The organism is Lysinibacillus pakistanensis (assembly GCF_030123245.1).
Taxonomy (GTDB): Bacteria; Bacillota; Bacilli; order Bacillales_A; family Planococcaceae; genus Lysinibacillus; species Lysinibacillus pakistanensis.
Genome location: NZ_CP126101.1, coordinates 2,658,827 through 2,681,581, shown reverse-complemented (window position 1 = coordinate 2,681,581; position 22,755 = coordinate 2,658,827). Strand labels below are relative to the sequence as shown.

Annotated in this window: 19 protein-coding genes and 1 pseudogene; 8 read left to right on the top strand and 12 right to left on the bottom strand. The window is 35.5% G+C overall.

Annotated features, from left to right (window positions below; genetic code table 11):
* Positions 1-65: 65 nt before the first annotated feature.
* Positions 66-989 carry a DMT family transporter gene (locus tag QNH24_RS13180; protein ID WP_283868059.1) on the top strand — a complete coding sequence of 308 codons (924 nt, stop codon included), beginning with the start codon at positions 66-68 and terminating at the stop codon, positions 987-989.
* On the opposite strand, the gene QNH24_RS13175 is transcribed toward QNH24_RS13180, so the two are convergent.
* Entirely contained in the window at positions 986-1,111 is a 126-nt protein-coding gene (locus QNH24_RS13175) for a hypothetical protein (RefSeq protein WP_283868058.1), read from the bottom strand. The genes QNH24_RS13180 and QNH24_RS13175 overlap by 4 nt on opposite strands.
* 240 nt (positions 1,112-1,351) lie before the next feature.
* Positions 1,352-1,780, bottom strand: coding sequence for a DUF2935 domain-containing protein (locus QNH24_RS13170; RefSeq protein WP_283868057.1), 429 nt, complete (start codon positions 1,778-1,780; stop codon positions 1,352-1,354).
* Positions 1,781-2,221: 441 nt separating this feature from the next.
* Between QNH24_RS13170 and QNH24_RS13165 the strand changes: the two genes are divergently transcribed.
* Positions 2,222-3,136, top strand: coding sequence for a C40 family peptidase (locus tag QNH24_RS13165; RefSeq protein WP_283868056.1), 915 nt, complete (start codon positions 2,222-2,224; stop codon positions 3,134-3,136).
* 182 nt (positions 3,137-3,318) lie between these two features.
* On the opposite strand, the gene QNH24_RS13160 is transcribed toward QNH24_RS13165, so the two are convergent.
* From QNH24_RS13160 to pdxR, 5 genes and pseudogenes are all read right to left on the bottom strand, one after another.
* A complete protein-coding gene (locus tag QNH24_RS13160; RefSeq protein WP_283868055.1) occupies positions 3,319-4,026 on the bottom strand; it encodes a DNA alkylation repair protein in 708 nt (235 codons plus the stop codon).
* Positions 4,027-4,796: 770 nt separating this feature from the next.
* On the bottom strand, positions 4,797-5,249 hold the full coding sequence (locus tag QNH24_RS13155) for a GNAT family N-acetyltransferase (RefSeq protein ID WP_283868054.1): 453 nt from the start codon (positions 5,247-5,249) through the stop codon (positions 4,797-4,799).
* Between the two features lie 33 nt (positions 5,250-5,282).
* Complete coding sequence (locus QNH24_RS13150) at positions 5,283-6,806, bottom strand: DHA2 family efflux MFS transporter permease subunit (RefSeq protein ID WP_283868053.1); 1,524 nt, start codon at positions 6,804-6,806, stop codon at positions 5,283-5,285.
* Positions 6,807-7,164: 358 nt separating this feature from the next.
* A pseudogene (locus QNH24_RS13145) lies at positions 7,165-7,764 on the bottom strand (ATP-binding cassette domain-containing protein).
* Between the two features lie 1,294 nt (positions 7,765-9,058).
* Positions 9,059-10,489, bottom strand: a complete 1,431-nt coding sequence (pdxR, locus tag QNH24_RS13140) for a MocR-like pyridoxine biosynthesis transcription factor PdxR (protein ID WP_283868052.1) — start codon at positions 10,487-10,489, stop codon at positions 9,059-9,061.
* 352 nt (positions 10,490-10,841) lie between these two features.
* Between pdxR and qoxA the strand changes: the two genes are divergently transcribed.
* The 4 genes from qoxA to qoxD all read left to right on the top strand — a co-directional run bounded on the left by qoxA (position 10,842) and on the right by qoxD (position 14,617).
* A complete protein-coding gene (qoxA, locus tag QNH24_RS13135) occupies positions 10,842-11,720 on the top strand; it encodes a cytochrome aa3 quinol oxidase subunit II (protein ID WP_283868051.1) in 879 nt (292 codons plus the stop codon).
* A 68-nt stretch (positions 11,721-11,788) separates the two neighbouring features.
* Positions 11,789-13,738, top strand: coding sequence for a cytochrome aa3 quinol oxidase subunit I (gene qoxB / locus QNH24_RS13130; RefSeq protein WP_283868050.1), 1,950 nt, complete (start codon positions 11,789-11,791; stop codon positions 13,736-13,738).
* On the top strand, positions 13,735-14,331 hold the full coding sequence (gene qoxC, locus QNH24_RS13125; protein ID WP_283868049.1) for a cytochrome aa3 quinol oxidase subunit III: 597 nt from the start codon (positions 13,735-13,737) through the stop codon (positions 14,329-14,331). Before qoxB ends, qoxC begins: the two co-directional genes overlap by 4 nt.
* Before the next feature lies 1 nt (position 14,332).
* Positions 14,333-14,617, top strand: coding sequence for a cytochrome aa3 quinol oxidase subunit IV (gene qoxD / locus QNH24_RS13120; RefSeq protein WP_054771787.1), 285 nt, complete (start codon positions 14,333-14,335; stop codon positions 14,615-14,617).
* A 61-nt stretch (positions 14,618-14,678) separates the two neighbouring features.
* Here the strand turns inward: qoxD and QNH24_RS13115 are convergent, their stop codons facing one another.
* Complete coding sequence (locus QNH24_RS13115; protein WP_283868048.1) at positions 14,679-15,233, bottom strand: XRE family transcriptional regulator; 555 nt, start codon at positions 15,231-15,233, stop codon at positions 14,679-14,681.
* Between the two features lie 145 nt (positions 15,234-15,378).
* On the opposite strand from QNH24_RS13115, the gene QNH24_RS13110 reads away from it, so the two are divergent.
* Entirely contained in the window at positions 15,379-16,578 is a 1,200-nt protein-coding gene (locus QNH24_RS13110; RefSeq protein ID WP_283868047.1) for an MFS transporter, read from the top strand.
* On the opposite strand, the gene QNH24_RS13105 is transcribed toward QNH24_RS13110, so the two are convergent.
* The 4 genes from QNH24_RS13105 to QNH24_RS13090 all read right to left on the bottom strand — a co-directional run bounded on the left by QNH24_RS13105 (position 16,555) and on the right by QNH24_RS13090 (position 21,513).
* Positions 16,555-17,322: a nucleoside hydrolase gene (locus tag QNH24_RS13105; protein WP_283868046.1), complete on the bottom strand. Its 768-nt coding sequence runs from the start codon at positions 17,320-17,322 to the stop codon at positions 16,555-16,557. The two genes, QNH24_RS13110 and QNH24_RS13105, sit on opposite strands and share 24 nt — an antisense overlap.
* Positions 17,323-17,460: 138 nt before the next feature.
* Positions 17,461-20,631 (bottom strand): ATP-binding cassette domain-containing protein, encoded by a 3,171-nt coding sequence (locus QNH24_RS13100; protein ID WP_283868045.1) that lies wholly within the window; start codon positions 20,629-20,631, stop codon positions 17,461-17,463.
* Positions 20,632-20,779: 148 nt separating this feature from the next.
* The gene (locus tag QNH24_RS13095) at positions 20,780-21,190 is read right to left on the bottom strand and encodes an SRPBCC family protein (RefSeq protein ID WP_283868044.1); all 411 of its coding nucleotides are present in this window, start codon (positions 21,188-21,190) and stop codon (positions 20,780-20,782) included.
* On the bottom strand, positions 21,187-21,513 hold the full coding sequence (locus QNH24_RS13090; protein ID WP_283868043.1) for an ArsR/SmtB family transcription factor: 327 nt from the start codon (positions 21,511-21,513) through the stop codon (positions 21,187-21,189). The genes QNH24_RS13095 and QNH24_RS13090 overlap by 4 nt, the downstream gene beginning before the upstream one ends.
* Positions 21,514-22,019: 506 nt before the next feature.
* On the opposite strand from QNH24_RS13090, the gene QNH24_RS13085 reads away from it, so the two are divergent.
* On the top strand, positions 22,020-22,640 hold the full coding sequence (locus tag QNH24_RS13085; protein ID WP_283868042.1) for a TetR/AcrR family transcriptional regulator: 621 nt from the start codon (positions 22,020-22,022) through the stop codon (positions 22,638-22,640).
* Positions 22,641-22,755: the final 115 nt, after the last annotated feature.

Below are 22,755 nucleotides of genomic sequence, written 5' to 3'. Positions count from 1 at the left end.
GTTCTATCTTTTTCAATCTGTTCTATCCTCTGTCTTTTATGATAGAAAAAGAGGAGGAGTTTTATATGGTTATTATTAATTATTTCTTTATGTGTTTGATTTTTGGAACGACATTTTTAGCGATAAAAATTGGTGTTGATGCAGGCGTGCCTCCATTTTTATCAGCTGGACTTCGTTTTTTCATTGCTGGTTTGCTGCTATTTAGTTTTATGGTGTGGAGAAAGAAAACAACAATAAGGTTATTATTTCGGAAAGAGATGTTTTTTACAGGAGTAGGTTTAACCTTCGGGACGTTTGCCGCATTATACTGGGCAGAACAGTATGTAACATCAGGGATTGCAGCGGTCTTATCTGCTACAGGTCCAATGATGATCATCATTATTCAGACATTCATCTTGAAGCAAAAAGGAAATCGGAATTCATTCATTGGTTGTGTCGTGGGAGTCATTGGTGTCACGCTCTTGATCTTACCTAGCTTTTCAATTGAGATTAGCCCCTTCTGGATGATTGGTTGTTTCGCTATTATACTGGGTGAAGCTTTTTATGCATCTGGAACGATTTATACGAAGCATGTAATCCGGAAATTTGAAGCGACATCACCGATAGCTTTAAATGCAGCGCAAATGATGCATGGTGGGATTCTATTAATCATTTTGTCATTTTTTACTGAGAACATTCAGCTTGATTATCTTTTAAGTCCAGCTTCCATTGGTTCTTTTCTTTATTTAACGATTGTTGGTTCAATGATCGGCCATAGTATTTATTATTGGCTTGTCTCACGGACAAATCCTGTTTTTCCTTCTACATGGCTGTATATTTCACCTTTAATTGCCGTTATGCTAGGGGTTGCATTCTATCATGAATATATTTCTTGGCTAACTGGTATAGGAACTTTGACGATTATTGTAGGAACGGTTTTAGTCAATTACGAAACATTACGGAAGCTGCATTGGAGGAAGGGTACTGTTCTTCAGGATGTCAAAAATTAACCTGCTAGATTTTCATAAACTTTAATCAAATTATCGTGTTCTAATGGTGGATAAATCCATAAAAAGTTATCTTTCAGCATTGTCGTATCCTTCAGATCAACCTCTTTTTTTCGATTGGGCAATCCAGTTGCTCTTATCTTTTCACATTTAATGAACATTTAGGAAATCTTGAATCTACTGTCAAATGACACAGCTATAACAAAAGGGAATTTATTTTACCCCCATCCACAACAGGATGGGGGTATTCGTTTTGGAGGTATTTATCGATATTGCGTATAGTGTTAATTTCGCTGGTATCCCTTGATTTAATCATATAATAGTGTATCTTCTTGAATGACAAAGCCATATTAATCGGATTATTTTTACATTTGTTGATATAAAATTGTTTGAGCAATCCCAATAAAATACTCTGATTCAACAATTATATGATTTAAAACGACTTTGGCTGTTGAATTGGTGCTAATCGGCTTACTTTCATCTATAAGAGAACGACAGAAATTAATAAATTGTTCACTCTGTTGAAGGCAAAAAGAAGTAAGCTGCAAAATATTCTGGAAAAGAGTTTGAGAAACCTGCCCCTGAGAACGATTAACGGTCTCAATATATCTAACTACTTGCTGATGTGTCTGGGCAAATGCTTTTTCCCACTCCTTTAATGCCTCGACATATTCTTGCTCTAGATCTTTTACAAGTTCTCTGATAACAACAGTATGTTCTTCTTCTTGGTGTTTCCAAAATTCGGCTTCATCAAGAACACGTAATGGCATCTGATTTCCATAATAAAACTGCATGAATAGCCCTCCATTCTACTAATCTTTTATATGTATATACAATAGAGGCGGAAATAGAACTTTGGAATGGATTTTCTCCCCAAGAATGAGACTTCCCTATATACAGATTAAAAATTTCTTCTACATCTCTTTTTAAGAATGCTCTCCCCCATGACCACTTCTCAAAAATAATTGTAAAGATTAAAGATACATACGAAACTTATAGATTCAAAGTTGGAGAAAACATAAAAACAGGACATATATACCTGTAAATATAATTATTTCATATATTATTAGTAAATTTACCCATGTTTATTGCAGATATTTTACACAGATAAAATTAAGGTTTCAATTTTACTGGGAAGGAATAATTAGTAATATTAATGAAAAATCACGCTTATATTTTTCATGCTATTCTTACTCTAGTCAAAGGCGAAAGCTATTTGAAAGGAGTAAGTTTAATTGAAGAAAAAATGGTTACTACCAATTTTTGCATCCTTTGCACTCTTCACAGGAATGGGTATAAATGATGTTAAAGCAGCGACAATAACAGATTTATCAAATACAGCAAAATCATATATTGGCATTCCGTATAAATATGGAGGTACAGATATTAAGACAGGCGTTGACTGCTCGGCCTATACACAATTAGTTTTTGCTAAGTTAGGAATTTCCTTAGAGCGTACTTCAAAAGCTCAGTATCAACAAGGTTCTTCTATATCTAAAGACAATTTACAGACGGGTGATCTTGTATTTTTTAATACATCAGGAGACGGTGTTTCACATGTTGGAATATACATAGGTGATAGCAATTTTATTTCTGCTACTACTAGCTCTGGGGTTAAAATAGATAAAATTAATGACCCATACTACTGGGGATCTCGTTACATAGGGGCAAAACGCATTGCAAACTTCTCTGAAAATGAAATTGGCGAAGTAAAAAACGCTGAAATAGATTTTAGCATTTATGCGTCACGTGGAGAGGTTGCTCTTCGACTTGCTGAGATGTTACATTTAGATACAAGTGATACAAATTCAAGTTTCCCTGATGTTAAACCATCATCTAAATATGCAGGTGCTGCTGGGGCATTAAAGAAAATTGGTGTCTTTACTGGTGATGAAAATGGAAAATTTAATCCAAGCTCCTCTATTACACGAGGTCAATTGTCAAAAGTTTTAGTGGAGGCATTTAAACTAAAACAACAAGGAAATGCGCAGGAATTCGCAGATGTTCTCAGTACACATTGGGCATCTAATTATGTAGCTGTTCTCTCTTCTAATAAAATTACGGTAGGTAAGGGAGACGGGACATTTGGAGTAAACGATAATGTAACATTGGTTCAATTAGATACCTTTATCCAGCGACTAACTAAATAACTTTTTAAAATGGCGACTCCTGTATGATGGAGTCGCCATTTTCTTTAGTACTCGATTCAGGAAAATTTCTTTTAGAGGTTTTATCTCTTTATGATATATAAGTTGATCTATTAAATGGGAAATTTAGGTTATTTAATATTCAACAAATCCCACTATGAGTGAAAAAATGGAGATTTCATTATTCAACATCTTACATATTTACGTTTGAAACCTAACCTCCCTTTTTCTACTTCTTTCTGGATACTTTCGTAAGCGTGTAAAATAGTGCTCTTTTTCTTGTCTCGTTTGAGCTCGACTGGCCCTACTTCTTTCGCAATTTCGAGTGCCATACCATGTAGTGGCACATATGAAATCCCAACAGTGTATAGAAAATTATTCATAGCTGATTTCGTTCGCTCCGGAGCATGGTGAATCGTATTTTTTACTATTTCAAGCATGCTGGCAATTTTACTCTCTGTAAATTCAACATCAGCTCGATTTCCTAAAAGCCAACAGTAGCAGCTCCAACCAGCTGACATTTTTAACTCTTCCTCACTAGTAATCCATTGATCTGCAACTTCTTGTGCAATATCTGCTTCCGCTAAAGTAACGGCTACCACGTAATCCGATAGCATATAAAAATATGCAGCATCTATCCAACGATTATAATCTGTCAGAGTCATAGCATTTGAATCTGCAATAATACCCGCGAGGTACATGGCATCGTAGTTGCCTGTGGCATAAAGTTCTTCTGCTAATGCTTGATCAATTTTTATTTTCTTTGCAATCGGCTTCATAGCGCCTGTTGCTACGCCAAAAAGTGGTTCATGTGCACCATTGGACATGTATATTTTTTTAGTTCGTTCCTTACCTAGGGCTTCAAGCTCCTGCATAATCATTGCTACATTCATCTTTTAGCACTTCCTTTTTAATGATTATCCTTAGCGCCTTATTCTTATTTAAATGAGGGTGAGGATAAATTCATTCCTTATCCCCAATATTCCTTGCCAATCCAATAGCTAACTTCTGGATGAACAAACTGCTCAAAACAAGGAATATACCAACTACCTTATTTTTGACAATAATTAGGCTCTTTACTCGTAAATTCAGCCATATCATCCAAAATCATATTTCGAAGCATAATATTACTTATCATCCTTCACGTTTGTCTTCGTCTATTTTAGCGAACATGTATTCTGATTTCAATGGATTTGTAAAATACTAAATTCGTTTTCTTATCAAACTCCTATAAATTTGCTGCATAATCGCTAGATTTAATACAATTACCTATTTGGCATCTTGATCTCAGTAGATTAATCAATTACACCAAGATGAAATTGATATTTACTGTTTCATCCTTTTTTAGATGGAACGAATAGTGTTAAAACAAATGCGACAATCGCTAAGATGGTCATGACATAATAGGCATCACTTGAACCCAAAATGGAGGCGATTGTTCGAATAGCTTCAACCGTAGCATTTGGTGTTTCTACTAGTAATGTTTTCGCATGAATTTATGTGGTGGCTCAAAGATGGGATTCATTTTAGTTCAGAGTATATTGCCGATCAAATTATTGAGTTATATGCATAATCATTCATCTACTCAAAAAAACGTTCATCATTTTTAGATGAACGTTTTTTACTTATGTCTTACGTTAATGTATTAAAGAACTCGAATACATTATTTTGGGGAAATCCATTCATATTGAATATCAGGTAAATTCTCTTCATTTTCATGTCCTTTACCTATGACTTTAAAGCCATGTTTTTCATAAAATCGTTGTGCATTTTCATTTACCTCAAATGTATATAAGGTTAATCTACCGCATGATTGTGTCTTTACTTTATCTAATAATATTTGACCTATACCGATTCCTTGATAATCTATATGAATATACAGTTGGTTTATTTCCCTTCTATTATAAACAATTACGCCGACTACCTTTTCATCCATTAACGCTAAATCTATTTGAAACTGTTCAGGTAATAGATGATTTAAAAAGTAAACGTGATTTTCAAAACTGTGAATTTCTTTTTGTCCAATAGCCTGTTCCTTACTATTTCGCCACATAGCTACCGTTTGTTCAGCGTATTTAGGTTTATACGGAGTAATGCTGATTTTGTATTGGTTCACTACAATCTCCCCCTTTGTGGACTGACAATTTATCTATTCTCCTGGAACATCCCTCTGAATCTCCATATCTGTCACTTGATTAGGTTTGACTCTTTTAATAAAGAAGGCGAGAATAAGAGCAATCACCGTAATCAATGTTGAGATAAAGAAGGTGAAATTAATACCATGTAGCATGGCTTCATTCATAATTTGTTGTTGTACTTCAGCTGTAGCCTGTGCGGATGATTGAGCAGCATTGGCACTCATATTGTTCATCGCTTTAGCAGCTAATTCCTCTGCTTTTACAGTTGTTATATTGTTCATAACAGTAATTAATACTGCAGAACCTATAGCACCAGATACCTGCTGCAATGTATTGTTCATCGCTGTTCCATGTGGATTATTATGGGCTGGTAACTGATTTAAACCGTTTGTCATTACTGGCATCATAACCATTGACATCCCAAACATACGCAAAGTGTAGAGCACTACAAGAGTAGAATAAGCAGTATGCAAACCGATTTTGCTAAAGTAATAAGTTGTGACAATGGTAATGATCAATCCAATGACAGCCAAAGTTCTTGCACCGTATTTATCAAAGAGTTTACCTGTAATTGGCGACATAATACCCATGACAATAGCGCCAGGAAGCATTAACAGGCCAGAATCCATTGGTGAAATCCCACGAATAGTTTGCACATAAATCGGCATTAGGATCATGGCTGAGAACATTGCAACCGAAATTACGATTGAAATGGTTGTGGATAAGGCGAACATTGGATATTTGAAAATACGAAACTCAAGCATGGGCTCATCCATTCGTAGCTGACGAAGGATAAAGGTAATTAAAGCAAGTGTACCAATAATAATCGTACCGTAGACAAGTACATTATCCCATCCTTTTTCCCCTGCAGAGCTAAAGCCATAAAGCAAGCCACCAAACCCGATACTGGATAAAATAAGAGATAGTACATCCAGCTTAATAGCACGTTGTGGTGTAACATTCTTTAATTTAAAGGCTGCAAAAATTAAGGTTAAAATGGCAATTGGCAATACCAAATCAAATAACATTCTCCAGCTATAATGCTCGATTAACCATCCAGAAAGTGTCGGTCCAATTGCAGGAGCTGTAATCATTACCAGCCCAAACATCCCCATTGCTGCCCCTCGTTTTTCGACTGGAAATGCAGTTAACATAACATTCATTAATAATGGCATCATAATTGCAGATCCAGCAGCTTGAATCATACGAGCCCCTAATAATACGCCAAATGCGGGTGCAATACTAGCTAAAAATGTTCCCAAAGTAAACAAGGCCATTGCAATTATAAATAACCTTTTATCCGTGAAGCGTTGAATGAAGAACGCACTTGCGGGTATTAAAATCCCGTTAATTAGCATATAGCCTGTTGAAAGCCATTGTACCGCAGTGGCATTGACCTCAAATTCTTCCATAATAGCTGGAAGAGCAATATTTAGTAATGTTTCATTCAAAATGGCAACAAATGCCCCAATAAATAAAATGGCAATCATGCCGTATGGCGGTTTTGTCTGAACAGATATTGTTTTCTCTGACATGTAGTATCAGTCCTACTTTCTTTCTCTTTTTCATTTACAAACTCTCATCTTAATGAAGCTTCTTAAGAGTCTTATTTCTTCGTCAATGAGCTTAGTAGTTTTTTCCTCCAATCCATTGTAGTGCCCCTTCTGATTTCATAGCTACCACCCCTTTAAAAATCAATCATAAAATTGTTGACGAAAGAATAGAATGTATTGTATAATTAAAATAGGGAAAATGCGCGTTCTATAAATTATACAATGTCTAGCCATATAAATTTATCATAAGACATCATTTATTTCAATGTTTTCTACATAAATTTTTTGCAAAAAAAGTCGATTCCTTTACTACAGGAATTCGACTTTTTCTTTGCTCATCCTATTTTTTCGTTAAACCTTCACTAGTTAATTCATAAATGGTTGATGCTACTTCTTTTAAATAACGCCGATCATGTGAAACACTAATAATGGCTCCACCATATTGCGCTAATGCCTGACACAAAACAGGCGTTGTCAAAGGACTAAAATTTCTCGTCGGTTCATCTAATAAAAGAACATCAGGATTTAAGGCGAGTAACTTTAAAAAACGATACTTAAATCGCTCCCCTCCCGATAAATCACCTATCCTTTTATCTGAAACAAATGAGTCAATCCTAAAATCATCCATCGTCTTCAACAATTCTTAAGTCCAATTATTTTCTGAAAATAACTCAGTGATGGTTAACTTTTTTTCTTGAGCTGATAGTTCCTGTGATAGATAACCCAGTGAATAATCATTTTTAAGAACTTTTCCTTCATAAGTGCAATAATCAGCAATTAATTGGTCATTGTAAATACATTTTAATAGTGTACTTTTGCCATTGCCCTCTTCTCCTATTATGACAATCTTATCACCTTTTTGGATACTCAGTTGAAGATGATCTATTAACGTTCGATTATCTTTAATCGTTTTGATGGTAAGGTTGTGTATTTCTATCATGTAAATTCCCCTTCCTTTTTCATGATGTAACTGTTTAATGTTAGTTGTTCATATGCATCACCCCAAATTTGATAAAAACAAAAAAAGATGCCTCTGTTTATAAACAGAAGCATCTTGCGCAACGAAAAAGTTTTGACCTTATGTGTAAAAAATCATAGGGCGGTAGATTTAAAATTATGATAGGTGAAAAATTAGCTTCTTGTTTATTTATTATGAGATTAGCTCTTTTAATAAATAAACAATTGCTCAAATTCTTCACCCTCCGTTCGTTCAAATTTAGTATTTTCAATTTAACATAGAATTCTATTTATTGTCAATTTTATTTCGTAACTTCAAAATAAGGATTCGAAAAAATACCTTTTAGTACTTCTATGTCTAGTTGGTTTTTGCATGTAAATGCTTTCATCCGGTTCATATTGTTTGATAACTACATTGTAACGTATTGTATTATTGCCAAAAACAGGACATAGAAACTAACGTTATTGTCACCATCCAAATCTTTGTAGGTAGTTGTTGATGTCAACAGCCCTTGAACAACAAATCAAGCTTGTTCGTCTGGCGTGATAATGATGAATCCGTCCACCTTTTGATACCTTCGTAAATAATTCAACATCCTCCACTGTAAACTAAATTTTTTACCTATTTGTAATTCCATTCCCTTGCAAACACTAGTATAATCACTGCTTATCAACTTAATACACAGCTATTAAATTGTGTAAAAAACCAGCCACCTTGTGCCGATTGAAAATCGAAACTAGGTGGCTTGATGGTGTTTTTGACTAAGGTTTAATAGTGTATATAAGGAGTGCCTATTTCCCTTATATACAGTTGTGGGAAATTTAAAATATAATAAGTAGTGACTGCCTTGATTTTTTTCATCAGCAGTTAAAGCTAAAAAAATTGAGACTGTTAGAACAGGTAAAACACAGAGACAAAATTAACGATACTTGTTGTGAATGTTATAACCTCTTTTTAAAAAAGTGGGTTTTTTACTTGTAGCTTTTTAATAACCCATTAACAATTAAATTACACTGATTAGATAACTACCTCTTACCTAACGAATTTACATGCAAAAAAGGGTTTATCCTATCACCTTCCCAACAACTTACAGATTTCATTACCTGTGTGTATAATTGTGAATCAATCCACACTTCAATGATAGTAGATAGCCTTTATGGATTTTTTTCTGATCCATGTCTATATCATAAATAGTTTACGAATATTTTTAACCATCCACTTTGCCACTATTTTAGTCATCCACTTGTCTATAATTTACAAAAATTCATCTTCTTACTTATAAGCTATTAAGAGCTTGTGCAAATCTTTTAATTCCTTCATCGATTGAATCTATATCTTCTCTAGCATACGTAAAGCGGACAAAGCCATTCTGGGATCCCATGGTTGAACCAGGAACATAAATGACCCCTTGTTTAATCGATTCTTCCAGTAATTTTGTTTCACTATAATTTTTCAACACTTTACACCATATGTGGATACCGCCTTGGGGAATAGAAAACTCCACCTGATTTTTTAAATAAGTATCGAGACTTTGAACAATTGTATTTCGTCTTTTTTCTAATTCTCTAATTAAACTTTTGATATGCAAATTAAAGTTTATTGATTCTAAAAAATCATTAGCTATCCACTGTGTAAAGCTAGAATGACCAAAGTCAATTTGTTGCTTTGCATCAGATAACCTTTCAATAACGGATGTGGGACCAACAATCCATCCAATCCGTAATCCTGAGGCAACAACCTTAGACAAAGAACTAATGTATAAAACATTGCCATTTTTATCTAATGATTTTAGGGTAGGAATTTTATCCCCAGAAAATGCTGTCAAGCTATAGGGATCATCTTCTACAACTGGAATACCAAGCTTTGAGGATATGTCTAAAATAGCCTCTCTTCGCTTAATATCTAAAGAAGTGCCTGTTGGATTGTGAAAATCAGGATTTAAAAAAATCATTTTAATACGATGTTTTTTATATAATGTTTGCAAGTCGTCTGGGTTGATACCATCCTTATCAACAGATAAATAGTGTATTTGTAAGCCTGCAGATTTAAAGATAGGCAGATTATAATTGTACGAAGGATCTTCGATTGCAATTGCATCTCCAGGCTTTAATAAGCATTGGACAATCAAATGTAATGCTTGCTGCGCCCCTGATGTAATTAGTATGGAAGAAGGTTTTGTGTCAATCCCTCGGCTATTTTTAATATGTTTCATGAGGGTAGTTCGAAGTATTTCACTCCCCTGTGGATGGTCATATCCAAGGCTACCAATAAAAGAGCGTGTTGCTGTAATTTCTCTTAATGAAGTTTTTGGGAAAAGATCTTCTGATAATTCTCCTGTCGCTAAATTTATTAGTTTGTGTTCTACTGCTTCCTTTCTTATTTTTTGTGTGACAGGTAAATTTGGTAAAAAGGAGCCCGCCTCAATATATCGATTCCAGCTAGGAATTCTTTTCCTTGTGATCCCCCATATATCCTTACTAATGGTTGTGCCACTTCCTCTATTCCGTTCAATAAGCCCCAATGCTTCCAATTCGTCATATGCACTAACAACTGTACTTCTATTTACGTTCAAAACATTTGCTAAGTTTCTCTCTGATGGTAAAGGTTTATCGGGAGGAAATGTCCCATCTGCAATACCTTTTTCAATATATTCTGCAAGTTGTTTATAGATAGCCTTTTTAGCATTTCGATCGGGTTTCCAATCCATATATACTCACCTCTATAGAGCATGATAATTTTTTAGCAGTATCAGATAAGCTAAAAAATCAATCATAATATAACATCTTCTGTCGCTAACCATCCACTTTATTATTACTTTCACCATCCACTTTAAAATTCAATCCCTATCATCCTATGAAAACCCTAATTAGACGCGTATTTATCTCGATAAAGTTATACTGAAATTATTTTTTCGTTTTAGAACATTCTGTGTTATCTTGCAAAATGCCTTGTCTTTCAAAGTATGTGCCACTATGATAAAAATCAATTGTGAATCAAAATCCATACAAAACCTATAGTAACCGATAGCACTTCAAAGAATCAGTTAAAGGGGTTTGTATATGAAAAAAAATTGGCTTAAATCAGTCAGTCTTTTCACTATTGTCACTATGTTAACCGGTTGTGACCCGTTATTAGTATTAGATCCAAAAGGTCCTCAAGCTCAAGTACAAGCCAAAGATATTATGCTATCGATAGGGATTATGTCCTTTATCGTACTAATTGTTTTTGTGATTTTAGCTTATATGTTAATGAAGTATCGTGCTTCTAAGCAAAGTCCCGACTATAAGCCTCCCCACATTAAGGGAAGTACAATGGTTGAAATCATTTGTGTAGGCATACCTGTTTTAATTGTTGCGTACATGTCTATTATTTCCGTTCAAAGTAATTATAAGGTGGAATCGACCCCAGAAAAATACAAAGATGAGAAGCCATTGGTCATTTATGCTTCAACATCTAACTGGAAATGGCATTTTAGTTATCCAAAAGAAGATATTGAAACCGTAAATTATTTGTATATCCCTGCAGAGCGACCAATTGAATTCAAACTTTATTCGTATGGACCGATTACTAGCTTCTGGATTCCCCAGCTTGGTGGTCAAAAATATGCAATGGCCGATATGGTGAATACATTGCATTTGGCTGCGGATATGCCCGGAGAGTTTATGGGAAGAAATGCAAACTTTAATGGCAAAGGGTTCGCCGAAAATACGTTTAACGTTACAGCGGTGACTCATGATGAATTTGATGATTGGGTAAAGGAAGTAAAAGAAACAGCAGATCTATTAACGGAGGAAAAATTTAATACGTTATTAGAACCAGGACATGTGGGACAGTCCACTTACAATGGAACACATTTAACTTTTCTGCCAGCACCTGAGGGTGAAAATGGTGGACATCAGCATGGTTCTTCTCACGTAAAAGATCATGTATCTCAATAAAACAATCTTGAAATTCTCGAAATGAACAAGTTTACGATAAGGTTTATGTCGAAAGGAGACATAGTCAGATGGATTACTTTGAACGATTTGCGATACCCCATCCAAGCCCAGCTATTTATGCCTCAATGGTCGCTATTTGTCTTACGGTGATAGCGATTATTGTAGGATTAACCTATTTTAAAAAATGGGGCTACCTTTGGCGTGAATGGTTAACAACAGTTGATCATAAACGAATCGGTATTATGTATTTAATTTCAGCCATTCTTATGCTTTTCCGTGGTGGAGCGGATGCTATTATGATGCGAGCGCAAATGGCAGTACCTGACAATAAGTTACTAGATGCACAGCATTATAATGAAATATTTACGACACACGGAACTGTGATGATTATATTTATGGCCATGCCGTTTATTATGGCCTTTATGAACTACATTGTGCCACTTCAAATTGGCGCAAGAGACGTGGCCTTCCCACGTTTGAATGCTTTAAGTTTTTGGCTATTTTTCATGGGGGCCATGCTATTAAACATTTCCTTTGTAATTGGCGGCTCTCCTGATGCTGGCTGGACGAATTATTTCCCTCTTGCTAGTAATGAATTTAGTCAATCTGTAGGAACGAACTATTACTTGTTTGCTCTACAAATTTCAGGTCTTGGTACATTAATTACTGGTATTAACATGATTGTAACAATTCTTAAAATGCGAGCACCAGGTATGACATTAATGAAAATGCCAATGTTTACATGGTCTTCTTTCGTTGCAAATGTAATTATCGTTTTTGCCTTTCCTGTATTAACGGTAGCACTTGTCATGGGAACTTTTGACCGCCTATTTGCTACGAATTTCTTCACAACATCCAACGGCGGTATGGATATGCTGTGGGCGAATTTCTTCTGGGTATGGGGACATCCCGAGGTTTATATCCTAATTTTACCGGCCTTTGGACTTTACAGTGAGATTATTTCTACATTCTCTGGCCGCAATCTCTATGGCTATAAATCGATGGTCGGTTCAATGGTCATTATCTCCTTCCTATCGTTTTTAGTATGGACCCATCATTTCTTTACGATGGGACAAGGTGCTTTAACAAATAGTATTTTTTCAATAACAACGATGGCCATTGCTGTGCCAACTGGTGTTAAAATTTTTAACTGGTTATTCACCCTGTGGAAAGGAAAAATTGTCTTTACCACGCCGATGCTTTATTCCATGTTGTTTATCCCTACGTTTACAATAGGTGGCGTAACAGGCGTGATGCTTGGCATGTCTGCGGCTGACTACCAATACCATAATACAATGTTTTTAGTAGCACACTTCCATATGGTGATTATTCCAGGTGTTGTATTTGCGATGTTAGCAGGCTTACATTACTATTGGCCAAAAATGTTTGGCTTTATGTTAAATGAAAAAATAGGCAAAGTGACGGCCTGGATTATTGCGATCAGCACCTTACTAGCCTTTATGCCAATGTTCTTCTCTGGCTTAGATGGACAAGCACGCCGTATGTATACTTACTCAGCCTCCACAGGTTTTGGTATGTGGAATATGATTTCCTTTATTGGCGCTATTGGTCTTACAATTGGCTTTATGTTAATTGTATACAACGTTTATTACAGCATTCGTTATGCACCAAGAAACGTTGGCTCAGACCCATGGGACGCACGTACATTAGAATGGGCTACACCAAGTCCTGTGCCGTACTATAATTTTGCAAGAGTACCGCATGTCATTTCAACTGAAGCTTTATGGGATGCAAAATATCGTCAGCATGATTTGTTCCCAAAGCAATATGAGAACATTCATATGCCTAATAACAGTGGTGTACCTTTCATTTTAGGCTGTATCTTCTTTGCATGGGGCTTCTCATTTGTATTTGGTATGTGGATTCCAACCATTGTTACAACCGTCGGTATTTTTATTTGTATGGCGCACCGATCGTTAGAAAAAGATCCAGGACATTATGTTTCTGTTGAAAAAGTGAAAGCAACGGAATCGAAATTGCGAGGTAGTCAATCATGAAAATCGATCAATCACTTCCTTTAGAATATAGTACACAGCAAAATCAATTGAATATTTTAGGCTTTTGGGTTTTTATCGGTGCTGAAATAATGCTATTCGGGACACTGTTCGCAGCTTACTTTGTTTTGGTAGATCGCACTGGAAATGGTCCTACAGGAGCTGATATTTTTGAAATTACACCTGTTTTATTTGAGACTTTTATTCTCTTAACAAGTAGCTTTACCATTGGCTTAGGCATACATGCCATGCGCAAAGGTTATACGAAAGCGATGATAACGTTCTATGTTTTGACGCTACTACTTGGTGTAGCATTTATTGGTTTTGAAGTTTATGAGTTCATTCACTATGTGCATGTTGGTGCAGGATTACAAACAAGTGCCTTTACAGCAACCCTTTTGACAACATTAGGGACGCATGGTGCGCACGTTACATTTGGGGTGTTCTGGGGTATGTTTATTGTCTACCAACTAATTCAGCGTGGGTTGACGCCTGAAACAGCCAATAAATCTTTCATCTTCTCCTTATACTGGCACTTTTTAGATGTGGTCTGGATCTTTATCTTCAGTTTCATTTACTTGAAAGGAATGGTTTGAAATGAGTGATTTATTCCCACTAAAACAAGTTATGGGATTTGCCCTGTCGATTATCCTTACCATCATTGCCGCATGTGTGTATTTTTTTGATATATCATCGCCCATTACCATGACAATACTTTTAGTCACAGCATTTATTCAGGCTGGCTTGCAGTTAGTCGTCTTTATGCATGCTGGTGAAACAGAGGATAAACCTGCGATCTTTACCAACATTTATTATGCGTTGATCATTGCGCTCGTTACCATTTTTGGGACGTTATTATGTATGATTTGGGGATATCTCTAGACGAGAGTATGAAAAAAATCGTCCTTTACTTGATGAGTAAGGACGATTTTTTTATGACAAACTATCGAGTTGTATAGCTTAACGAGAGCATCAAATGTACTTTTTCGTTGGAACGATTGATGTATGTGTGATGCTCTTCGCCATTAAATTTAATGACATCCCATTGATTTAATTGATGAATTTTTTCTCCTACCTTCATCTCCAATTGCCCGTTTAACACAAGGACAATTTCTTCTGATCCCGCTAAGTGACATTCACTGTACTCACTATTTGGTTCGATGCAACCTCTATACCATTCCGTTCCATTTGTGTTAAATAATGGCTCGACAAACCAATCATTATTATTTCCTGAAAATTGGTAATCCGATCCAAACCTATGCACTTCTATATTTTCCTTAAATGATAATAAAGAGACGAGTGGAATATTAAGCCCTCTACATATTTTCCAAAGGATATTGACGGTTGGATTCGTTTCCCCTCTTTCAATTTTTCCTAACGTTAATTTACTAACATTACTTACATTTGCTAAATCATCAAGACTCATCCTTTTACTTTTTCGAATTTCTCTTAGATTAAGCCCAACTTGACTAGATAAGTCAATATTTTCCTCATTCAACGTGTCGCCCCCCTTTTGTTGACTTCGTATATTAAGTATATTATAGTATACAAGTCGGTTAATTATAGTTTATTTATTTGTTTAGAAAGTTAACTATAGTATATCAAACAATCATTCATATTTACAAAAAGAGGTGTTTTCAGTTATGACTAAATCAAAAAATCTTACTATTATTTGGAGTGTTTTTTCATTGTTTATACTCTCTATGAATCTACGAGCTTCCATTACATCCATCTCACCAGTATTGAAAAATATTCAAATGGATTTACAGATGTCTAGTGTAGTAGTAAGTTTACTAACTGCCCTACCTGTTTTTTGCATGGGGATTTTTGCTCCATTGGCTGGGAAGTTAAGCGAAAGATGGGGTATTGAGTTGACGATTGCTTTATCCGTTTTATTAATTGGTGTTTCTACGGCATTACGTTTAGTAGCGACTTTTCCATTGTTTTTATTACTAACAGCTATTTTTAGTGGAATTGGTATCGCCATTACAGGCCCACTGATCTCTGGCTATATTAAAAAGGAATTTCCTAAATATTCTTCTACTATGATTGGTGTATATTCAGCGGGGATGGGAATTGGAGCCTCTTTAAGTGCTGGTTTAGTCGTGCCTGTTATGCATGCTTTTCATCAGTCGTGGAATGCAGCTTTAGCAATATGGTCAGTATTCGCACTTATGGGAATCATTGTTTGGGTGCCTATTATAAAAAAATCAAGGCAAGCTGAAATGAAAATAGAGAAATCTGTCAGTCAAAAAAGCCGATTACCTTGGGGAAATCGATATGTTTGGCTCCTTATGATAATGTTTGGTTTACAATCAGGTGTTTATTACGCCCTGGCGACCTGGCTCGCTCCAAAAGTGCAGGACGTTGGTTATAGTGATGCCTACGCCGCAACAACGGTAACTATTTTTTCCGTTATGCAAATGATTTGTAGCTTTATTATTCCGATTTTAATTAATAATAGTGTGAAGAGAAAACCTTGGATGCTACTTTGTGCATTAAGCTCCTTTATCGGCATTCTGTTATTAATAACTGGCGGGATTTCACCCATTTTCTGTGCCACATTAATGGGCATTGGTGCTGGAGGCTTATTCCCATTGGCCATGATTCTACCCTTAGATGCAACTGCTACGCCAAAGGAAGCAAGTGAATGGACAGCCATGATTCAATTTGGTGGCTATATTATTAGCGGCATTATTCCGATGCTTGTTGGTGTTATAAAGGATGTAACAAACACTTTTGATTTTGCATTTTTCGCATTATTATTTATTTTAGTTGTATTAATGCTGATGACGTTTAAAGTTAGAGCAAAAAATGATTCAAATACTTACTTCCTTCAATAGAGAAAACATATTAGGATAAATCGTAGCCATAAGTGTTAACGCATCATGGACGGGGCTCCCAAGAAGTGAAGGGTCCCGTTCTTGATAAAATCGGGTATAATATTGCATTAATGGTTTGAAGATTTTCGTTTTTCCAAAAGAATCTATATAATCAACCATCCCCGGTGTGACAATGGCCTTTTGTGTAGCATTCAATAGAATGATCGTTACATTCGTTGCGTAAGTGAGTACAATATTGACTGCAAATGGATCTCCATGAAAATTTGCTTCCGCCACTGTCGTGACATTGCCAGGCACCCAAAATGCCCCACCCATCATATAAATTTCCTTCACATTCTTCATTAGTTTATGATAGAGAAAAAACATCGTCGCAAGTGAGGTAAGACGACCGATATTGACGATTATTAGCTCATCTTTATATTTTTCAATAATTTTGATGATTTCCCAAAAGTTTTCGATTTTTATTTCGGAATCTTCATTCGGTACAATGGGACCAAGCCCTCGTTCCCCATGAATTTCTGGATAATATGTCGGCTGTTCTCCCGTTAATGGAACCTCTGCCCCCAAAATAACTGGTATTTCCTTAAAGTCAAATAATTTCATAACATAATAGATATTGGATACGGCATCCTCTCTCGATACATTTCCGTAATCGGCAACTAGCCCTACGATTTCTATTTCTTGGTTTAGCCTTGCATAGATTAAAGCAACGGTATCATCAATTCCAATATTACCAAAGAACATCTCCCCTTTTAATACCAATATCCATTAACTTATAATACGGTCGAGGTGTCAAAGACGACACTATTTGAATTTTTTTGGAAAATGTTTAACAAAAAACCCATTTGCAATGGATTGCTGCAAATGAGTTTCTTGTTCTTATTAATTATTCTGCTCAAGGTATTGATAAATCGCCATCATCTCTTGTTTATTCAGCTCTCTGATGCGATTGAAAATAGGAATTTCGGCAACAGCTTCAATATGTGTTCCTTCTGTAACAACATCACTTACTGTGCCAGTTAACCAAGTTTGTACATCAATGCCATCGATGATTTCCTTTCGTCCTTCTTCATTGATCCCACTTGCTCTACAACTCACACAAGGAACAGATAATTTAAATACACCATCATGAAGATTATCCTCTGAAATGACTTTCTTCCCTTTACAGAATGGGCATGGATGACTTGCTTTCACCTTGTTAATTTGCGTAACGATTTTTTTGTAGCCAAATGCCTCATAGACATACGTTAGTTTTTTGAATTTTCCATTGGTGAAATATTTATCGATAATGGCTTCTCTTGTTTCGTTAATAGTAGCAAAATCACAGATGGTAATTAGATTTTTATTGCTTATTTCTTTAATGCTATCTTTAATACGATCCCAGAATGGCAGCGTGTTTTGTAAAACGATTTCATAACCGACAAAGCTTGCAAGCTCTAATTCAAGCATTTTCAACGATACCTTTGTTTCCCTAGATAGTAAGGAAACATCGGTTGTAAGCGACATATCTCCCCCAACGATGGCTTTGATTTTTTCTAGCTCCGGTAATTCCCCAACTGTTTTTATGACCTCATCAATCGGTTGATGAATAATTTCACGTATATCGAAATCACCGAATTGTAATTTCTTTTGGTGATTGAGGACCGAACCATGACATATTGGGCAAGGTATCATCACTCTAGTTTCTTTCATTTGCTCTTTAATGATTGATTTGGAAATGACAATATAGCGACCAATAATAAAATTAAAGCCTTCCCATTTTTTCGAGGATTTCGTTGCTTTATCATAAAATGACTTTTCCCAATAACCATATAAAAATGTATGCTTTTCATCTTCGGTCATGTCATTATAGCTTTTGCTAATATCTTGCCCAAGTTCATTTTTTATCTCTTCAAAGAGGAACTCCAGTTTGGAATGTTGATAGTATTTTAAGACCTCCATCACATCTAGATGAAGTAATCCATCCCAAAATGGAACGTTTTTGTCTTGAATGACAAGCTCAAAATCAAATTTTTCGATTTCTAATCTTCCTGAACAGCTTGGACAATGGTTTTCTTGACTAAAGAAATCGAAGCTTCTTGTATCCTTATTGGTTGGATGTGCAGCGACAATATGATTAATGAGTCCAGCTATTTCATATAAAAAACTATATTGACTATACAGATGTCTTTCAAGATCAATTGCTATGACGGGGGCTATCTTGTTTGATTCATATTCACCGTAAATGAGGCGGGCCATTGAGGATAGGCTTTTTAAGATGCCACCTTTATAAACATTTTCTGCATTTTTAAAATAACTTATAGGATGGTCTTCTAAGTATTGAATACCATTTCTTGATTCCAGCATTGATGCGATTTGTAATGGAGCTGTATCTTTTGGATGGTTATCCTGATTAAAATAGTGTTCATGGCTAACCACCTCGAGATGTGTCACAGGCTCCTGCTGTCTTTTACCAAAATCAACAATAAAATCTGAGCTTTCTAACATATAGGCATTGTGCTCAATCATCATGATGGAGATGGATTCATCTTGTAAAATGTCTCTGATACTATCAATAAATTGATTTAAAATGTTTTGAGATAGCCCTTTAGAAGGCTCATCAAAGATAAAGAGTGTATGTGGATTTCGAGAATTTGCAAACAACTCTGACACTAAATGCACACATTGGAATTCACCAGTTGATAGGGATTGTGTTTTCCTTTCCAGCGTCAAATAACCAAGTCCAAGCTTAATAAGCAAGCTTAAACGCTTATGGGCAATATCTTCATTCGGAAGTTCGTCAATAATATCCTCAATCGAGCGTAGAAAAATATCATCAATATCCTGACTATATTTGGTTAATTTCTTTTTAATATCGAGGAATGTTGCGACAGTGGATCGGCTAGTAATCGATTGGTTGCGATCTTGTCCTACCATCACTAGTTTATCTTTTGGATAGCGCTTTACAAAATCCTTTGCAATACACTCATTGACAAGTGTTGACTTTCCACAGCCAGACTCTCCTGTAAAGGTTACCAGTCGGTTTTGAGGAATTTCTATTTCGTCCATTTGAATATTTCGGCAATGTAATTCACGGAATTGATAGAAGGTAGTTGGTTTTTTCTGATTTCGTTCCCAAAAGATTGGCTGTGGTCGAGGAGATGCATCGACGATTTGTCCACCATATTTGCCACTACCTGGCCCAAAGAATATAGGCTGATTAGCCGTGTCTAGCACTGTATCAGAATGATCGATAAGCCAAATTTGATTTTTAGAGCCTAATTGCTGTATTTGTTCTAAAATTTTTACTAGGGTGTTATGATCAAGACCAACAGAGATTTCATCAATAATAATGACCGTATTTTCGCTTGTTGCCATAAATTCTGCTAAGTAAAGTCTAGTTAATTCCCCTCCTGACAAGGTGCCCATAATGCGATTTAATGTTAAATAGCCAATATTCATTTGGATAATATTTTGAAGAATATGTTGTTTCTCTTCACTAATTTTTAATTCCTTTGACAGGGAAAAGATTGTTTCGATACTTAAATTGTGAATGTCAGAAATACTAAATTGTTCATTCCATAAAGTTATTTTATGTTGTTCTACTTCCTGACTATAGCGCTTGCCCCCACATTTTTTACATTCAATATTTTTTGTTGTACCACGTCCTTTACAAGCAGGGCACCAGCCCAATGCATTGTTAAAGGAAAAAACCTCAGGAGACAGATGAAATTCATCTGCCAGTCGATCACGAATCTCTTTAAAAACACCCGTATGCGTGCCAATTGTTGAACGTGGATTTGTAGAAATGGATGATTTCCCTAAAAAAAGAACTAAGGGCATGTCCTCCATTTTGATGGCACTGAAATTTGTTTCCATAATATTTGGAAATAAATATTGATATTCAGCCTTTGGCAATAAAGAAACAAGGCGTTTTTTTGATTCTTCCCCAATTGTTTGACAAAATGTAGTTTTTCCTGATCCTGACAAACCTGCAATTCCTAGTGATTGATCCTCTGGTAAGACAACATCTAAACGATTAATATTGTTAGCAATTAGTTGATTGATCTTCATTATATTATCCTTCCATTTACTAAATTAAGTAGGTGCTTCAGGTTTTTCAAAGAGCCCCTTGCTTTCTTAGAAGAGCTTCCTTCAGAAAATGAAAGAACACAATTCTTGCTAAGGAATTGCGCTCTCATTTGTCTCAATTTTGTTTGAACTAAGCTAATACTTTTTCAAGCTGCGAACTCATATTCATCCAAGCGTATTTTGCCCCTTCGATAGCTCCTTGACGAGCTTTTGTTTCTTCACTAAATCCACCTTGATCAAGATGTAGCTGTGTTGTACCCTCTGCTGTTTGTGTTAACGTCCAAGTAACGGTCGTAGTTTCTCCAGCACTTGTCCAAGTATATGATAATTTATGTGGCTCTTCTATTTCAAGCACCTCACAATCGACAATGCCATCCCACCATTCGTTTGGCTCAGCTCGGAACTGAAATTTATGGCCTACAATCGGCTGAAAATCATTGTTCCAAATCCATTTTGCAAGTGTATCCGAATCTGTAAGGGCATGCCATACCTGCTCAATTGAACTTGTAAATTTAAAATCTAACGATACATCTGGTTTCATTTTTTCTCCTCCAATAGTAAATGTAATTTTGATATTCTTTCTTTCCAGAAACCTTCATAAATTGATACCCAATCCTGTATTTCTTTCAATGGAGCCGCATTCAGCCTATATCTTGTTTCTCTACCCTCTTTTCGAGCAATAACAAGACCAGCATCTTTTAGGATGGTTAAATGTTTAGATACAGCTGTACGCCCCATTTCAAATTGAGCCGTTAATTCATGAAGAGGTAATTCATCTGCCTTTGCTAACAAATTGAGCAATTGACGCCTTGTTGGATCAGCAATGGCTACATAAACGTCACGCTCTTGATGCTTGTTACTCAAAACCACCACCCTTTCCAATAGGACACTAAATGGTGTCTTAATTATATGACACCATTTAGTGTCCAGTCAATTTTTATTTTAGTCAAAATGATATTAGTTTTATACCTTTGAAAAACATATGTTCAAAATGCAATAAAAGTTACAGAAGTTAAACCCTTCGAACTTTTTATTCAGTATCATTTAAAATTGACATCAAGGGGTACCTTCAGGAAAATGCGGATTTAAAACGCTAAGCTGATTTTTCTGACGATTCTTCCTATTTGAACAACGTTAAGACAGTTTTAGTTGTCTTAGAGAATCTACCGGCACCATTTTTTCAGAATTAAAACGCATTTTTCCTAAGTACATTGATAGGATCAAATTGATTTCTCGCAACTCTTTTGACGCTTATGATAGCAAATAAAACTACATCATACGGTCTTTACATTGACCTTATAGGTAAACATTTATACAATAAAATTAACCTAATAGGTAAAACCTCATTTCTTATAAAGGAGTGACCGATGTTGACAAAGTTATTAGATTTAAACCCCCAAAGGAGGGACGCTATTCTAAATGCAGCATTAAAAGAATTTTCATCAAAGGGGTATGACAATGCTTCAACAAATGTAATCGCAAAAGAAGCCGGAATTTCTAAAGCTCTTATGTTCCACTATGTAAGTAACAAGCAGGAGCTTTTTCTTGTTGTGTATGATTACTTCTTTGACCTAATTAAAAATGAATATCTTGAATTGATGAATTATGATGAAAAAGATATATTTGACAGATTACGTCAATCGTATCATTTGCAAATTAAATTATGGGAAAGGTACCCCTGGATTTTCGATTTTCATAAACTTTTACAGCCCACTAAATCCAAAGAGGTTAGTAAGGAACTCGAAAACAGAGTTCACGAAGAACATTCAAGCTGTTCTCCTAAATTATTTGATGGAATAGAAGAAGCTAAATTTAAAGTAGGGTTGGATATTGAAAAGTGCAAACAATTTATACTCTGGGTTAATGTTGGATTTACCAATGAAATATTAGAGGATATTAGATATTCAGAATCTCAGGCTATAAACTATGAACTCTTTGTTGAAAAACTTGATGGATATTTTGATGAACTGAGAAAAATATACTATAAGTAAAGAATAAGGGATTGGGAAATGTGCCTTCAACACGAAAACGTAAGTACTTTTCAGTATTGTATTGGCACTTCCCCTTGTGGCACTAGTCATTTTCAAAAATGTAGGTAAAGAATGA

What these genes read in the sequence shown, in the direction of transcription:
- QNH24_RS13180 (WP_283868059.1), top strand. Translation starts at nt 66, where the DNA reads ATGGTTATTATTAATTATTTCTTTATGTGTTTGATTTTTGGAACGACA.
- QNH24_RS13170 (WP_283868057.1), bottom strand. Translation starts at nt 1,780, where the DNA reads ATGCAGTTTTATTATGGAAATCAGATGCCATTACGTGTTCTTGATGAA.
- QNH24_RS13160 (WP_283868055.1), bottom strand. Translation starts at nt 4,026, where the DNA reads ATGAATGTAGCAATGATTATGCAGGAGCTTGAAGCCCTAGGTAAGGAA.
- QNH24_RS13150 (WP_283868053.1), bottom strand. Translation starts at nt 6,806, where the DNA reads ATGTCAGAGAAAACAATATCTGTTCAGACAAAACCGCCATACGGCATG.
- pdxR (WP_283868052.1), bottom strand. Translation starts at nt 10,489, where the DNA reads ATGGATTGGAAACCCGATCGAAATGCTAAAAAGGCTATCTATAAACAA.
- qoxA (WP_283868051.1), top strand. Translation starts at nt 10,842, where the DNA reads ATGAAAAAAAATTGGCTTAAATCAGTCAGTCTTTTCACTATTGTCACT.
- qoxB (WP_283868050.1), top strand. Translation starts at nt 11,789, where the DNA reads ATGGATTACTTTGAACGATTTGCGATACCCCATCCAAGCCCAGCTATT.
- qoxC (WP_283868049.1), top strand. Translation starts at nt 13,735, where the DNA reads ATGAAAATCGATCAATCACTTCCTTTAGAATATAGTACACAGCAAAAT.
- qoxD (WP_054771787.1), top strand. Translation starts at nt 14,333, where the DNA reads ATGAGTGATTTATTCCCACTAAAACAAGTTATGGGATTTGCCCTGTCG.
- QNH24_RS13110 (WP_283868047.1), top strand. Translation starts at nt 15,379, where the DNA reads ATGACTAAATCAAAAAATCTTACTATTATTTGGAGTGTTTTTTCATTG.
- QNH24_RS13105 (WP_283868046.1), bottom strand. Translation starts at nt 17,322, where the DNA reads ATGTTCTTTGGTAATATTGGAATTGATGATACCGTTGCTTTAATCTAT.
- QNH24_RS13100 (WP_283868045.1), bottom strand. Translation starts at nt 20,631, where the DNA reads ATGAAGATCAATCAACTAATTGCTAACAATATTAATCGTTTAGATGTT.
- QNH24_RS13095 (WP_283868044.1), bottom strand. Translation starts at nt 21,190, where the DNA reads ATGAAACCAGATGTATCGTTAGATTTTAAATTTACAAGTTCAATTGAG.